Annotated in this window: 15 protein-coding genes; 12 read left to right on the top strand and 3 right to left on the bottom strand. The window is 63.0% G+C overall.

Annotated features, from left to right (window positions below; all coding sequences use genetic code 11):
* The first annotated feature begins 50 nt into the window (after positions 1-50).
* From AC56PL_RS02535 to AC56PL_RS02585, 11 genes are all read left to right on the top strand, one after another.
* Positions 51-1106, top strand: a complete 1056-nt coding sequence (locus AC56PL_RS02535; protein WP_497152932.1) for an LLM class flavin-dependent oxidoreductase — start codon at positions 51-53, stop codon at positions 1104-1106.
* Positions 1103-1744, top strand: a complete 642-nt coding sequence (locus AC56PL_RS02540) for an isochorismatase family protein (protein ID WP_495514850.1) — start codon at positions 1103-1105, stop codon at positions 1742-1744. The genes AC56PL_RS02535 and AC56PL_RS02540 overlap by 4 nt, the downstream gene beginning before the upstream one ends.
* A complete protein-coding gene (locus AC56PL_RS02545) occupies positions 1741-3129 on the top strand; it encodes an NtaA/DmoA family FMN-dependent monooxygenase (RefSeq protein ID WP_497152933.1) in 1389 nt (462 codons plus the stop codon). The genes AC56PL_RS02540 and AC56PL_RS02545 overlap by 4 nt, the downstream gene beginning before the upstream one ends.
* Before the next feature lie 248 nt (positions 3130-3377).
* Complete coding sequence (locus AC56PL_RS02550) at positions 3378-4064, top strand: flavin reductase (protein WP_495514852.1); 687 nt, start codon at positions 3378-3380, stop codon at positions 4062-4064.
* A gap of 47 nt (positions 4065-4111) precedes the next feature.
* A complete protein-coding gene (locus AC56PL_RS02555) occupies positions 4112-5182 on the top strand; it encodes a BMP family ABC transporter substrate-binding protein (protein ID WP_495514853.1) in 1071 nt (356 codons plus the stop codon).
* 3 nt (positions 5183-5185) lie between these two features.
* Positions 5186-6844, top strand: coding sequence for an ABC transporter ATP-binding protein (locus AC56PL_RS02560; RefSeq protein WP_497152934.1), 1659 nt, complete (start codon positions 5186-5188; stop codon positions 6842-6844).
* Positions 6841-8013 (top strand): ABC transporter permease subunit, encoded by a 1173-nt coding sequence (locus tag AC56PL_RS02565; RefSeq protein WP_495514855.1) that lies wholly within the window; start codon positions 6841-6843, stop codon positions 8011-8013. The genes AC56PL_RS02560 and AC56PL_RS02565 overlap by 4 nt, the downstream gene beginning before the upstream one ends.
* Positions 8010-8921: an ABC transporter permease subunit gene (locus AC56PL_RS02570; RefSeq protein WP_495514856.1), complete on the top strand. Its 912-nt coding sequence runs from the start codon at positions 8010-8012 to the stop codon at positions 8919-8921. The genes AC56PL_RS02565 and AC56PL_RS02570 overlap by 4 nt, the downstream gene beginning before the upstream one ends.
* Before the next feature lie 226 nt (positions 8922-9147).
* Positions 9148-10386, top strand: a complete 1239-nt coding sequence (locus AC56PL_RS02575; protein ID WP_495514857.1) for an MFS transporter — start codon at positions 9148-9150, stop codon at positions 10384-10386.
* Between the two features lie 128 nt (positions 10387-10514).
* Positions 10515-11855: an SRPBCC family protein gene (locus AC56PL_RS02580; RefSeq protein ID WP_495514858.1), complete on the top strand. Its 1341-nt coding sequence runs from the start codon at positions 10515-10517 to the stop codon at positions 11853-11855.
* The gene (locus tag AC56PL_RS02585) at positions 11855-12376 is read left to right on the top strand and encodes an aromatic-ring-hydroxylating dioxygenase subunit beta (protein WP_497152935.1); all 522 of its coding nucleotides are present in this window, start codon (positions 11855-11857) and stop codon (positions 12374-12376) included. Before AC56PL_RS02580 ends, AC56PL_RS02585 begins: the two co-directional genes overlap by 1 nt.
* Before the next feature lie 102 nt (positions 12377-12478).
* Here AC56PL_RS02585 and AC56PL_RS02590 read toward each other — a convergent pair whose 3' ends face one another.
* Complete coding sequence (locus tag AC56PL_RS02590; protein ID WP_497152936.1) at positions 12479-13468, bottom strand: NAD(P)/FAD-dependent oxidoreductase; 990 nt, start codon at positions 13466-13468, stop codon at positions 12479-12481.
* On the bottom strand, positions 13465-13782 hold the full coding sequence (gene fdxA / locus AC56PL_RS02595) for a ferredoxin (RefSeq protein WP_495514861.1): 318 nt from the start codon (positions 13780-13782) through the stop codon (positions 13465-13467). Before fdxA ends, AC56PL_RS02590 begins: the two co-directional genes overlap by 4 nt.
* 289 nt (positions 13783-14071) lie before the next feature.
* Between fdxA and AC56PL_RS02600 the strand changes: the two genes are divergently transcribed.
* Positions 14072-14890: an aldo/keto reductase gene (locus tag AC56PL_RS02600; RefSeq protein ID WP_497152937.1), complete on the top strand. Its 819-nt coding sequence runs from the start codon at positions 14072-14074 to the stop codon at positions 14888-14890.
* A 44-nt stretch (positions 14891-14934) separates the two neighbouring features.
* Here the strand turns inward: AC56PL_RS02600 and AC56PL_RS02605 are convergent, their stop codons facing one another.
* On the bottom strand, positions 14935-15540 hold the full coding sequence (locus tag AC56PL_RS02605; RefSeq protein WP_495514863.1) for a TetR family transcriptional regulator: 606 nt from the start codon (positions 15538-15540) through the stop codon (positions 14935-14937).
* Positions 15541-15614 lie beyond the last annotated feature (74 nt).

Below are 15614 nucleotides of genomic sequence, written 5' to 3' on the forward strand. Positions count from 1 at the left end.
GCAGAGACGAAGGTCCCCTACATACTTCAGTGAAGAAAGTCTAAAAGAACGTGAATAAACACGAATACGGCATATTCCTACCCATCAGCAACGGCGGCTGGATCGTCTCCGACACCGCACCGCGCATCGAGGCCACCTACGACTACAACCGCGAGGTCGCCGTGGCGGCAGATCAACTCGGGTTCGACTTCATCATGTCGCAGGGCAAATGGCGCGGATACGGTGGCCGGACTGATCATTGGGGCAGAACCCTCGAGTCGATGACGATGATGTCGGGCCTGGCCGAGGCAACCGAGCGCGTCAAGATCTGGTCGACAGTGCACACCATCCTGTTCAACCCGGCGATCGTTGCAAAGATGTTCACCACACTCGACCAGATCAGCGGTGGGCGTTGCGGCATGAACATCGTGGTCGGCTCGTTCTCTGAAGAGTTCGCACAGATGGGTATGTGGCCAGAAGAGCTCGATCATGCGGCGCGCTACCGTTATTCGGAAGAATGGGTTCAGGTTTTGCTGGCGTTGTGGAGCCAGGATGAAGTGACCCACCATGGCGAATTCTTTGATATGAATGCTTGCTCGTCGCGGCCACACCCGGCGGCGACACCGACTCTCATCTCGGCAGGACGATCACCGGCCGGTCTGCAATTCCAGGCGAAGTACTGCGACGCATCGTTTCTGTCGGCGCATGAGCTCGACGGCCTGCGAAAGGTGAGCAGGGAAGCGAAGGCGGCCGCGGTTGACCATGGACGGAGCCTTCGTGCCTACGCGATGGCGACGATCGTGATGGGCGATACGGACGCGGACGCCGAGCGCAGATTCGATGTGTACGGTGCGGGTGCGGATCAAGAAGCCCTGCGCAACATGGCGATCGCTTACGGCATGCCGGTCGACAAGAATGACGCGCCGGGGGCGAAGGCGCTGGAGCAGAGCGGCTTTCAGACCGAGGTCATCAAGGGTTCGGCGTCGACGGTCACCGAGAAGATCCACGAGATGGTCGACTACGCCGAGCTCGACGGTCTGATGTTGATCTTCCCCGACTACGTGCCCGACATGAACGCGTTCGCCGAGGCCGTTCTCCCCGCGCTGTCCAAGGTGGTGACCTCGTGAGCGCACTACCCGGCCCGATTGCCGCCGGCGCATTGCTCGTGATCGACGTGCAGAACTCCTTCGCTGATCCGGCCGTGCTCGACTGGGTCAGTGAGGAGGGTCTCGCGGCAGTCGCGTCAGCCGTCGAGCAAACGGACGTGCTCGTCGAGGCGGCCAGAGCCGCTGGTTTACAGGTGATCTGGGTTTCCCTCGTGCAGGATCGCGAGAAGCCTTGGGCGGCATCGTTGTGGCTACGCGATATCGAACCGGAGGATTGGCCCGGTCCGGCCGAACCCTGTGTCGCAGGCACATCAGGCACCGACATCTACTCGCTGCACCCGGCGCCCGGGGACTGGCATATCGCCAAGCAACGATACAGCTCATTCTTCGAGACGGACCTGCACGCCCGGTTGAGTGAAGCCGGGGTGCAGTGGCTGTTGGTTGCCGGACTGACAACCGAATGCTGCGTGCTGGCGACGGTTTTCGATGCTGCGCAGCTCGGATACCACGTCGTTCTGGCCGAGGATGCAACAGCCAGTTACGACAAGTTGACACACGAGGGTGCGCTCACCGCACTGACTCTGCACGCGGCAAAGAAGATATCCACTGCCGACGGTGTGGATGCGCTGGCGTCACACATCGCTGCGGGATCGCGGTGAGTGTGAACGAACCGGCGCAGATGGCACTGGCCTTCGATCTGTCGTTCACCCACACGGAGGGTCGCTGGGCAGTCCCGGGTTCCTGGGTCGGCGCGGACTATCCCGACGTCGGTATGTTCACGGAATTGGCCAGGACCGCCGAACGCGGCGGCATCGACATGCTGTTCTTCGGCGATGGCGTCGGGATCCCGGATACGTGGGAAGGCTCGGCCGACGCCGCGATCCGGTGGGGGATCTCGTGGCCGCGCCATGACATGTCGCCGATCATCGCCGCACTCGGTCAGGCGACATCGCGGATCGGTTTCGGACTGACGTATTCCTCGACGTACATGCATCCGTTCTACGTTGCGCGGCTGCTCAATTCGCTTGATCACGTGACCGGGGGGCGAATGGCGTTCAACGTGGTGGCCTCCGCGCGCACGTCGGATGCGGCGAACTACGGTTTCGACACGTTGATGGATCACGGTTCCCGGTATGAACGGATGGAAGAGTTCGTCGACGTCTGTCAGCGGTTGTGGGATTCGGTGGAACCCAGGGCGATCGTGCGCGATCACCAGACCCGGGTGTTCGCCGACCCGACCAAGGTTCACCGCCTCGACCACGACGGCAAACACTTCAAGGTGCGGGGTCCACTTCCGAGTGTGCCCAGTCCCCAGCGCAGACCTCTTCTGGTACAGGCCGGTTCATCGCCTCGGGGGATCGCGGCATCCGCGGCGTTCGCCGACGTGGTGTTCGGCTCCGGTGGACACCTCGATTCCCAGCGGCGACACAGATCCGAGTTGGACAAGGCTCTGGACAAGGCCGGGCGGGAGCCGACGTCGGTGGGCATCCTGTGGGCCATTCAGGTGGTACTCGGTGCGAGCAGGAGTGAGGCGATCGCCCGGCGTGAGGAGCTGCTCGGGATGCTTCCCATGGAAGGCGTCGGAGCCTATCTCTCCTACAACACCGGCTACGACTTCTCGGTGTTGCCTGCCTCTTTCGTGCTCGGTGAACTGCGGCAATCGATTGTCGACGCGCAGGGCACACAGTCGGGCTTCGTGGACCGGCTGATCTCCGACCATGGTGCCCAAACCCGTTTCAGCAGAAAGGAATTCTTCGATGAGGGCTGGCGATACTCCACCGGGTACGACCAGACCATCGCCGGAACGGCCGCTGACGTCGCCGACGAGATGGAGGGCCAATTCGAGGCGACGGGTTCGCTCGGTGGTTTCATGATCTCGAACCCGCTTCGGACGCCGGGGGCGGTGGGCGACGTGGTCGACCATCTCGTTCCTGAATTGCGGTCGCGCGGCCTTCGTCCACCCGATTACCCGGGAACGACGTTGCGTGCCAACCTGCTCGGTGCCAAACCATCGGGGGGATCTGAGAACAGCGTCTCGGTATAAGCGACACTTTCGCCGACTTGGAAGAGGCCACCCATTGCCGAGGCGACGGGTGGCCTCTTCTTTGGTTCTGGTCGAAATGTGGCAGATTCCCGCTGTCAGCAGCATCTTTCGTTACTGATGCATTACATCCCTTAATACTGTGTTTCGTCTTCGGGATGGCGTCCTCTGCCGATTGACACGGCCACGGAAACCGGAAACCATCTCATAAAGCGGTACGCCATCCCGTATTGAGTCAAAGGACAAACTCTGTGAACGCCTCCCAGTCACCCACGAGCAGTCGCTCGTCCACCCGGCAGGTCGTCGATCTGGCTGGTCGAACCCCGGCGCAGAAGCAGGGCCTGCTCTCGCATCTGATCATTCCTCGGCCGATCGCCATGATCACCACCGTCTCCGCCGACGGCACGGTCAATGTCGCGCCGTACAGCTACTACATGCCGGTCTGCGGTCAACCGCCGACGATCGCCATCACGATCGGAACCCTCCGCGAGGCAACCGACGGACCGAAGGACACCTGGGCCAACATCGAACGTACGGGTGAGTTCGTCGTCAACGTCACCGGCGGCGCCATGGCCGATCACATCGAAGCGGTCGCACGCGAATACCCAAATGACGTGTCGGAGTTGGATATCACGGGGTGGGGGACAACCGAATCCCAGGTTGTCGCCGTGCCGTCCCTCATCGACAGCCCGGCCAACCTGGAATGCCGTGTGCTAGACGTGATCGACCGGGGTGAGCCGGACGTTCGATTCTCCGGGGTACACATCGTGCTCGCCGAGGTCGTCTCGATCACCGTCGACGAATCGATACTCCTGGAACCGGATCGCATCGACCCCACACGTGTCGCGCCGGTCGGCCGGATGGGCTTCCCCCATTTCGTCCGGGCCGAAGGCGGCGCGCTGTTCCAGCAAGAACGGATTGCCTACGCGGACCTGTGATCTGCCCCCATCCCTGATCCATCTCACTCCCTTGGAGGGATTGAACAATGTCAAAATCGCGCATCATTCAAACTGCGGCGGTCGCATGCGTCGCGCTGGCCGCACTCACCGCGTGCTCGGACCGCGGTAACAGTGACACCGGCGGTGGCGGGTCCGCACAGTCGACGTCCGGATCTCAGCCCGACGTGAACGGTGACGGCAAAGTTGTTGTCGGCGTGCTCAGTCCCGGTGACCTGAACGACAACGGGTACTACGAAACGTTCGTGACGAACGCGCAGAAGGTCGTCGACGCGAATGACTGGACCCTGATCAAAGTCGGCTCGGTCAACCCGGCGGCTGTGCTCGAACAGGCTCGTAACCTGTGCAGGCAGAACGTCGACCTCATCGCGATCGCCGCGCAGGAACTCAAGGATGCGCTGCCTGCGGCGGAGGAACCGGTCTGCGCCAACACCAACTGGTATTCCCCGGCCGGCACGGGGATCACGCCGACACCCAACGTCACCGTGTCGAAGGACTTCGTCAACGAGGCCATGCTCGCCGCCGGTTACGCAAACGGCATCCTGATGCGGGAGCGGAACGCCACCAAGGCGGGTTACATTTCCGGTCCCGAGCTCGACTTCTCGGTGATGGCTGCCAAGGCGTTCGAGGCGGGGATCAAACAGCTGGTCCCGAATGCGACTCTCGCGACCACGTACACCGGTGACTTCAACGACTCTGCGAAGGCGCGGGAAGCGGCTCAGGCGCAGATCAGCCAGGGCGTCGAGGCTCTCTACCCGTATCTGGGTGGTGCGACGGACAGCGTTGGTGAGCTCGGAACCGAAGCAGGCGTCATCCTGTCGACCCCGGGTACCGACCGCTGCGGCGAGACGGCCATCAAATGGGGTGTCTCGGTGATCTTCGATCCGGGTGCATATTTCGCCGCCGCGCTGGAGAAGTTCAAGGACGGTGAGCTCAAGATGGGCGAGGTGCGCGAATGGCACATGGGCAAGGACTCTGTTCCGACCGTCAAGCTGTGTAACGGCACCGAAGCCCAGAACGCTGAACTGGCCGCCTTCATCGAGAAGATCGGTACCGGTGAGATCGTGCCGGACGACGTCGTCGCCAAGTCGGGCGTGTAGACCATGACCGGTGAGCAGGTGTGGGCGCCGGGGGATCGGACGCCGCTGACGCGGGTGGTCGAAACCGGACCGCTCTCTGAGGTTTTCGAAGTGGGAGTTCCCCCGCCTGCTCTGGCGGCCCGCGGGATCACCAAGGCATACGGGTCGGTTGTGGCTTGTGACGCCATCGACCTCTCGGCACGAACGGGTGAGATCCACGGACTGCTCGGTGAGAACGGTGCCGGCAAGTCGACCTTGATGAAGGTGCTGCTCGGGCTCGTGCAACCGGACGACGGAACGATCATGCGCAGCGGCAAGCGGGTCGAGATACGGTCGCCGTACGACGCCCTGCAACTGGGAATCGGCATGGTGCATCAGCACTTCAGCCTCATCGATGCCCTGACCGTCTGGGAGAACGTCGTTTTGGGCGAGCGCGGTGCGATTGACCGTGATCGGGCATGCAGTGAGGTCGAAGCGGTCTCGAGCCGATATGGCCTCCCGATCGATCCGATGGCGGTGGTTGGGGAGATGTCCGCCGGGCAACGCCAGCGGGTCGAGATCGTCAAGTGTCTGCGGCGGGACCCGCAGATCCTGATTCTGGACGAACCGACATCGGTGCTGACGGCGGCCGAGTCGGCCGAATTGTTCGAGGTGCTTCGCACGGTGGTCTCCACCGAAAACCGTGCCGTGGTCCTGATCAGTCACAAGTTGGCGGAGATCTCGGCCGCCACCGACCGGGTGACCGTGCTGCGCAAGGGGCGGGTGGTCTTCCGTGCCGCCACGGCCGACACGACCCCGCAGATCCTGGCGAGGCAGATGGTGGGCCGGGACGTCTCGCTCGACCACTCGGCCCCCGCACTCGGGGTCGCGCTCGATGGTGTTGCCACCCGCTCGCTCGGCGTCGACGCCCCCGAGGTCCAGGAAACCGATTCGGAGCCTGCGGTTTTGGAACTCGATGGCCTGACGATGAAGAATGCCGATGGCCGGGCCGTGCTCGACGGTGTGTCACTGCAACTTCGCAGGGGAGAGATCGTCGGGCTCTACGGCGTGGAGGGCAACGGTCAGGCAGAGCTCGGTGACGTGCTGTGCGGACTGGTGCCCTCGGTGGGAGGCGAACTCAAGGTGGCCGGACGCACCGTCCCGATGTCGAAGCCGGGCGCGCTGCGCAAAGCCGGCGTCGGTGTCATCCCCGAGGACCGGCACCGTTGCGGCGTTGTGCTCGATCTCAGCGTTGCCGACAATCTCGTGTTCAAGGACCTTGACACGTTATCGAAACGAGGATGGTTGCGACGCAGAGAGATTCGGAAGCACGCCGAGGAACTGGTTGCCCGTCACCGGATCTCGACCCCGTCGATCGACACTCCGGTTCGCAACCTCTCCGGTGGCAACCAGCAACGGGTGGTGCTGGCGCGTGAACTGGCCGCCAACCCCACAGTGCTCGTTGCGGCCCAGCCGACACACGGACTCGACATCGGCGCGATCGAGGACATGTACATGCATCTGCGTAAGGCCGCAGAACAGGGAGTCGCGGTGTTGCTGATCAGTACAGAACTCGAAGAGGTCACCGCTCTGTGCTCCCGGATCGCGGTGATCTCCGACGGTCGGATCGCCGGCGTGGTCCGGACACCCGACGCCACTGCCGAGCGGCTCGGAATGCTCTTGGGCGGTGAGGAAGCAGCATGAGTACCACATCGATCCTGGACAAGGAGCCCGCGCCGCCACCGCCGTCGAGTACTCGGCCGCCTTCGGAGTTTCTCCGACGCGCGGTGACACGGATCGCGCCGGGGCCCGGTGCGCTTGCGCAAGCGTGGCTGACGATCCTCGCGCTCGCGGTGGCGCTACTGCTCTCGACCATCCTGGTCGCGGCAACCGGCGGCTCGCCGAGCGCAGTGGCGGTTGCCCTGTTCGAGGGCAGCATGTCCGATGCCGCATCGTGGTCGCAAACACTTCTCGCCGCGGCGCCACTGCTGATCGTGGCAGTGGGTGCCTGTGTCTGTAACCGGGCGGGCGCCTTCAACATCGGTCAGGAGGGGCAGGTACTGATCGGCGCCCTGATGGCGATGTTCATCGGGCTCCGTATGTCCGGTCCGCCGATACTGGTGATCACCGTGAGCATCGTGGTCGGCGCGATCTTCGGTGGGCTGTGGGCCGGGGTCAGTTCTCTACTGCACCGTATCCGTGGTGTGAACATCGTTGTCAGCACGTTGTTGATGTCGTTCATCGCGGTCCAGGTCGTCAGCTACATGGTCAGTGTTCCGTGGCTGTTGCAGGAACCGAAGACCGACGCCTCCAGCACGGGTGCCAACCAATCGGCGCTGTTGCCCAAGGATTACCGGTTGCCTTCGGTCGGGCAGTATCCCGATCTGAGCGTCAACGTCGGACTGATCATCGGCCTCGTGCTCACCGTGATCATCGCGGTGGTACTGGCCCGCAGCCGATGGGGTTTCACCATGGGCATCGTCGGCCTGAACCCGTTGACCGCACAGCATGCGGGTGTACGGGTGGCGCTCGCCGGTGCGGTGGCTCTGATGATCTCCGGCGCCTGCGCCGGACTCGCAGGCGCGGTAGTGGTCGAGAGTTCGGTTTTCCGGCTCCAGCCCGCGGTGGCCAACAACATCGGCTGGGATGGCATGCTCATCGCACTGATCGCCCGAAACCGGCCGATGGTCGCGATTCCGGTCGCAATCGTGTTCGGCGCCTTGCGAACAGGCTCGGCATTCCTGTCGGCGACCGGCGTGCCCATCTATCTGGTGAACGTCGTGCAGTCACTGCTGGTGCTGGCATGTGTCATTGCCCCGGCACTGTCGTTCGCCAGTAACAAACTGTCGAAGAAAGCGCAGCAAGTGTCATGAGTCCAGACGACATCGGAATCATCCTGTCCAGCGCGATGCGGCTCACCGCGCCACTGGCATTCGCCGCGTGCGGCGAGTACCTGGCGGAACGCGGAGGTACCCAGAACATCTCGGTCGAGTCGATGATGTTGGCCGGCGCATTCTCGTCCATCGCGATCGCCAGTGAAACGGGCAGCGCGACCATCGGTCTGATCGGTGGTGCAATCATCGGCATGATCGTCGGTCTGATCCACGGCAACCTGTCACATCGCCTGAACGTCAACACCTTTGTGGTGGGCCTGGTGCTCAACACACTCGTCCTCGGTCTCACCACGTACCTGATCTCACTGGCCGACTTCTCGAATCATCAGGTGTCACTGATGAGCATTCCGATACTCCGGGACATACCGGTGATCGGGCAGGCATTGTTTGTCGAACGCTGGCCGATGTATCTGTTGGTGGTTCTGATCCCACTGACCTGGTGGTTGGTCGAACGTAGTCGCTGGGGCCTCAATCTGCGCGCCATCGGTGACAACCCGCAGGCCGCCGACGCGACCGGTCTGGACGTGAACAGGCTGCGCAGGCAGGCATTGCTGTGGTGTGGGCTCTGCTCGGGTCTGGGTGGGGCGTATCTGGCCGTCGGCGAAGTCGGTTCGTTCAACGCGAACATGACCGGAGGTCGCGGCTTCATCGTTCTGGCCGCCGTCATCTTCGGTGCGTGGCGCTTGCGCCGCACGCTGCTCGGATGCCTGCTCTTCGGATTCGCCGATGCGCTCCGGCTCGCATTGCCCGCCTTGGGATTCGAGCTCAATTCGCAGATGTTGATCGCGGCACCGTATGTGCTCGCGCTGGTCGCGATGGTGGTGATCAGCGGCGCGCTGCGAGAACCGAGAGCGCTGGGCAAACCATTCGTTCGAGGCATCGTCTAGATGTAGGGGTCGGCCCTTGACGGGGTCGACCCCGCCTCGTATCTGAAGCGAATCCACCGATTGTCGGGCAGTCAACGCGAATGTTGGCCCTGGCAACGGTGATTCGACGCGGGCCCACGACCCGCTGACGTCACTCAACGAGGAGTATCACGCAGTGCACGATGAATCATGAGATGGGCCGATTCATGAGATGGTCCCCGGTGTTTATGAGTTGGGGCGACCCGACATGACGCATACGGAAGAACAGGCGTTCGTCCCGGTGCCCGGCGACCGCCCGGCCCGCCGATACCGGTGGGTGGTCCTGGCTGCGGGCGTCTTCGCCCAGGCATCTGCGGCTTCGGTGCTACAGGGCATGCCCAGTTTGTCGCCGATCCTGCGTTCCCGGTTCTCGCTGTCGTTGACCGAACTCGGGTTCGTGTTGGCCGCCAGCACGATCGGGTTGCTGCTGTTCCTCGTACCCTGGGGCCTGCTCGCCGACCGGATCGGTGAGCGTCGGGTGATGACGGTCGGTCTCTTTCTCAGTGCCGCGGCCCTGGTCTGTGCCGCAGTCTCGACAACGGTGTGGGCGTTGATGGTGTCGATGGTTCTGGCGGGCGCCGCCTGCGCAAGCGTGAACGCTGCCAGCGGGCGTGCGGTCATCCTGTGGTTCCCGCGCTCCGAGCGTGGTCTGGCGATGGGAGCGCGGCAGACGGCGATCCCACTCGGTGCGGCAGTGGCATCGCTGACTTTGCCTGCCGTCGCGGGGATGTGGGGGCTCGCGGGCGCTTTGCTGGTCGCGGCGGGAGCCTGCGGTGCCGGCGCAATTGTGGTGTGGATATTCGTCCGCGATCCGGGTGGGCCCGTCGAAGCACCCTCCGGCGCAGACGGATCCGAGATCCGCACCGGCAATCGCAGCGCCGTCGTGCAGTTGTGTCTGGTCTCATTCCTCCTCGTTGTGCCCCAACTCACGGTCGTCGGGTTCTTGGTCGTCTACCTGGTCGACGGGCATGCCATGTCGGCGGTGGCTGCCGCCGGACTGCTGGCCCTCGTTCAGCTCGGCGGTGGCGCGGCTCGTATCGGACTCGGGGTCCTCTCCGACCGGCGAGGTGTCCGCATCGCCCCCTTGCAGTACGTCGCGGTGGTGACGAGCGTGCTGTTCGCACTCGCGGTGCTCGGCGAACTGGTCGGTGGAGTTGTCGCGGTGATCGTGCTGGTCTGTGCAGGATTCGCGGCGATCAGTTGGAATGGGCTCGCATTCACGGCCATCGGGGAGCTGGCCGATCCGAAGAAGATCGGTCTGATCCTGGGTGTTCAGAACACGGCCGTCGCGCTCGGGATGGCGATCACGCCCCCCTTGATGGGCGTGATCGTCGAGGCGACCTCGTGGCCCCTGGCCTTCGGTATCCTCGCCGCGATCGCGGGCGTTGCGGCCGTGTTGTTGCACCGGATCAGAACCGGCGGCCGGGCCGGGAGGTTACGGCCGTGAAACATGCTCGTAAACCTCGCTTTCCGGCTCTCCGGACGAATTGACAAGGCATCGAGGGCTTGATCGAATATCTCGTAGTGCGAGACGATGTCTCGCACTGAACAACCACAACGAAATGTGAGTGCACCATGACCACTACGCTGCCCGCAGCGCCGGATGCTGAACGTCTGGACGTCGGGAACTCGTTGATCGCGCAGGATTGGGATGCGCTGACCTTCAAAGTTCACCGTGGCGCCTACCGGGAAAATGCCGTCTTCAATCGGGAGCGCAACGAGATCTGGGGCCGTACCTGGCTCTACCTGGGTCACGAAACCGAGATCCCGGTCGCCGGTGATTTCAAGACCCGAACACTCGGCGGACGCCCCCTGATCTTTGTCAGGGACTCGAACGGTGTTGTGCAGGCGTATCTCAATGCGTGCCCCCACCGCGGAACGATCCTCTGCCGGGAAGCCGAAGGGCGTACCAAGAACTTCCAGTGCTTCTATCACGCCTGGACTTTCCGCAATTCCGGTGAACTCGCCGCCCTGCCGGATAGTGGCGCCTACCCGGAGGCAAGCGAGTTCGTCGATTCGCTTTCGCTGCGCCGGGTCCCGCGTCTGGACATCCACGAAGGTTTTGTCTTCGTGGCCTTCGACGAAGGCGTCCCGCCACTGCTCGAACATCTCGGTCCGGCCGCGGATTACATGACCATGACCGCGTCGATCGGCAAAGACGGGATGACCACCCTTCCCGGCGTGCAGAAGTACAGCGTGCGCGGCAACTGGAAGCTCGCTGTCGAAAATGCCATGGATGGCTATCATTTCGCACCCACCCACAACACGTTTGTCGGCTACCTGCGGGAGACGGGCTTCGCCGTCACCGACCACGACCAGTACGCCCATGATCTCGGACAAGGCCACGGACTGCTCATCCTGACCGGCCACAACGGCCGCATCGGCATGATCTGGGAACCGCGCTTCGGTGAAGCGGAGAAGACCCGTATCGAGGGCAAGCGCGCGGAGATGGCAGAGCGACTGGGTGCCGAGCGTGCGGACGACGTGGCGAATGCATCACGAATCCTGTTCGTATTCCCCAATCTTCTGCTCTTCGACCTCGAATCCCTGACCATCCGGCAGCTAGAGCCGGTGGAGCCGGGAGTGACCGATGTCCGCGCCTGGCAGTTCGTCGAGAACGGTGAGCCTGCGGATGTGCGGGCGTTGCGGCTCAAGACGATGGCGAGTTTCGTCGGTCCGGGCGGACTGGCAACACCGGACGACATCGAAGCGTATGAAGCGGTTCAGCGCGGAGTATCCGCCACCGCAGGCTTCGATTCCGTGGACCTGGACTGGAGTGACATGTCCCGCGGTATGGGAGACGACCTGCGCGGCCCGCGCGGACGATCGATCGATGAAGGTGCGATGCGCAGCTTCTGGAGGCACTGGAGCAGGCGCGTCGGCGAAATCGACGGCGTCAGCGGAAAGGTCGGATGATGACTGCTGCAATCGAATTGGATGTGTCCACCGGAAGTGACCGGGCGGTCTCCCGTGGGGAGGTCGAAGAGTTCTTCTACGACGAGGCAGCACTTCTCGATGACTGGGAGCTCGAAGAATGGCTGACCCGGTTTGTTCCAGGGGCGTCGATGCTCGTCCCGACAACCGACGCGCGAGGCTTGGGCCCCGAGGCGGCGGGATACTTTGTCGCCGATGACTGGGATCTGCTGAACGCGCGGGTCAAACGCCTCAAGAGCCGAAAAGCGCACGCCGAGAACCCGCATTCGCGAACAACTCGATTGGTGAGCAACGTCCGGATCCTCGGGCGTGACGGAGCCAGGTTGCGGGTGAGTGCCAACTTCGTGATCCACCGTTTCCGCGACGGGGGTGCGTTCTACTACGTCGGTCGCTACGATCACGAGCTGCTCGTGACCGACGAGGCCCTCGCGTTCACGTTGCGGCGCGCCACTCTGACGAACGAGGCGATGGACCCCGGTGCGCGACTGAGCTTCATCCTCTGAGGGGTTTGTCCTCTTCAGGGCCGGCGCTGACGAGAACCAGATGACGGCGAGTTGTGGTGAACGTGACCACAACTCGCCGTCGTCGTTTCTGGTACCGCGACACTAGCTGTCGGAAGAGTGTCCCGGTGTCACGGACAGGTTCGCATCGACAAGCGGCGCGAGATTGTTCACCGCGGCCGCCGCTTCACCGAATCCGACACTCATCAGACGTGTCTTGCTCGGGTACTCGCTGATGTCCCCGGCCGCGAAGACCCGGGGGATCGACGTCTGCATGTCGCGCCCGACGACGATGCGCCGCTTGTCTTGTTCCAAGCCCCAGGAATCAAGAGGTCCGAGGTCGGCGATGAACCCCAGGGCCGCCACGATCGAGTTCGCGGGCAGGGCAACGTTTTCTGAGTTCTTCGCGTGCCGGACGGTCACCTCGGCAACGTTGTCGTCGCCGGTGACAGCCGCGATTTCATACGGCGTCATGACCGTGACCGTCGATTGTGCGAGCAGGGCGATGCTGCGTTCGTGAGCGCGGAACACCGGCCTGCGGTGTACAAGGGTCACCGACGCCGCGATCTTCTCGAGCCCCAGTGCCCAGTCGAGGGCGGAGTCGCCGCCGCCGACGATGACGACGTCATGGCCGGCGAGGTCGTTCAGGCGCGGGACGAAGTAGCGCAGACCACGGCCCTCGTAGTCGGAGCCGACCGGCAACTGGCGAGGTTCGAAACTACCGACGCCGCCGGTGATGAGTACGGCTTTGGCGTGCACGGTGGTTCCGGTATCGGTGGTGACCGAGACGCTGTCGGGATGGGTTTCGAGTTTCGCTGCGGTCTGGCCGAGGAGCAGGTTCGGTTCGCTCTGCAGTGCCTGTGTGTACAGGGAATCGATCAGTTCCTGCCCTTTGACAGCGGGGAAGCCGGCGATGTCGAAGATCTGCTTCTCCGGGTACAGGGCCGCCACTTGTCCACCCACCTGCGGCAGCGAGTCCATCAACGCGACGGACATGCCCCGGAAGCCGGCGTAGTACGTCCCGTAGAGACCGGCCGGTCCGGCCCCGATGACCAACAGGTCCACCGTGATCTGCGTCGGTGCCGTATTTGTCATTCGGTGACCTCCCACGCGGCGATGGTCGGGTGGTCCTTGCCGATGACCCCGACCTTTCTGGCGCCCCCGGGGGATCCGATGTTCGCGAAGAACTGTTCGTTGATGCCGATGAACACGGTCCGATCTTCGGGTACGTCCTCCTCGTGGAAGATCGAGATCACCGGGCAGACCGGTTCGCAACGACCGCAATCGACGCATTCGTCGGGGTGGATGTACATCATCCGATCGCCCTCGTAGATGCAATCGACGGGGCATTCCTCCATGCACGACTTGTCTGTCTCGTCGATGCACGGGCTGGTGATGACGTACGCCATGTGGCGCTCCTGTCTTATCCGTCTCTTCATGCAAGCTAGTGACTCGCAATATGAGACAGAATCCTGGCTAAGTCGACGTCCTGTCAACGCGAATCGCACCTGATCGATGTCTCTTCATGAAGACGTAACACTGTTGCTCAGAGTTCGAAGTCTCTCGGATTGCAAGATGGTGTTTCACATTGACGAGACAGCGTAGGCAACTTAGTCTTTTCTTCAGGCTGTGGTGCCGAGTATCGGCCGTCCGCGATCAGGCCAGTTCGTCCGCGAAAGAAGATCTGAGGAGTACATCATGGGTGAGACTGTGAACCTGCTGGACGGCAATGTGATTCCGGCAGTCGGCTACGGGGTCTATCAGGTGGCCGACGACGCCGCCGAGGAGGCGCTCACGCACGCGATCGGGTGTGGCTACCGCAGTGTCGACACCGCGGCGATGTACGGAAACGAGGCAGGTGTCGGCCGGGCGGTTCGGGCATCACCGGTTCCGCGATCTGAACTATTCGTGACCACGAAGTTGTGGAACGACGATCAGGGCTACGACACCACGATGCGGGCCTTCGAGAAGTCGCTGGCCACTTTGGGTCTCGACTATGTCGACATGTACCTGATTCATTGGCCGCTGGCGAAGGAGGGCAAGTTCGTCGATACGTTTCGGGCCTTCCAGAAGCTGAAGGCCGACGGCGTGATCCGCTCGATCGGTGTCTCCAACTTCACCCGCGCGCACCTCGAGGAGTTGATCGAGGGTACCGGTGAGGTCCCCGTCGTCAACCAGATCGAGTTGCACCCGAGACTCGCACAGAATGAAATACGCGAGTTCCATGCATCGCTCGGAATCGTCACCGAAGCCTGGGGACCGCTGGGGCAGGGAAGTACTCTTGCCATCCCGGAGATCGTGGATATCGCTGCAGCCCAGTCGAAGACGCCGGCCCAAGTGGTCCTTCGCTGGCATCTGCAGCGCGATACGGTGGTGATCCCGAAGTCGTCGGCACCCGACCGTATCGAGTCGAACTTCGGCGTATTCGATTTCGAGCTCACCGACGACCAGATGGCGCAGATCGATGGGCTCAACACCGGCGATCGGCTCGGTGCCGATCCGGACATCATGTGGTGAACGATATCGTTCGGCATCACTCCTGAGACGCGTCCGGCCGAGAACTACTGTGCGGGAGCGGTTTGCAGTCCCGGCATCACGTAGCGCCGGAAGTAGCGCCTCACCGCGGCTTGGTCGTCGGGGTCCAGGCTGGGACTGGGAACCGTTGTCAGGTTGATGAGTACCCGGGCCACCCACTCGGAGGCCTCGGCGATGTCGGTCTGCGGATGGATGTCGCCGCGGTCGCGGGCGGCGATCACATAGTCTCGCCAGAACGCCGCGAGGTCCGGCACCAGACCCTGTACCCCGATACCCGCGCAGGCGGCAAACTCCTCGGGTTCACTCATGCGTAGCTTCATCGTCAGCGCTCCCGGCGAATCGTATGCGCTGCGGCCGTGGGCGACGCCTGCGGCCAATTGGGCGTCGAACTGGTCAAATCCGGCCAGTCTCTGCCGTGCATCCGCCCAGAATGCATCGTTGAGTCGGACTATCGTGGCGCCGAGTAGCGCCGACTTGTCCGAAAAGTGCCGGTACAGCCAGGCCCGCGACACACCTGCGGTCTCGGCGACCTCCAGCACGGTGGTCGCCCGAATGCCCTTGGCCGCGAGGCATACTTCGGCGGCATCGAGGAGTCGATCGTGAACGGTGCGGGCATCGACGGAATCTGTCACGAGGCAAACATAGCAAAACTGGTAGACACATTCTTCGATCTGTGTACTCTCGGGTCAACAGATTGCAGAATGTG

The organism is Williamsia sp. Y721, from assembly GCF_059683565.1.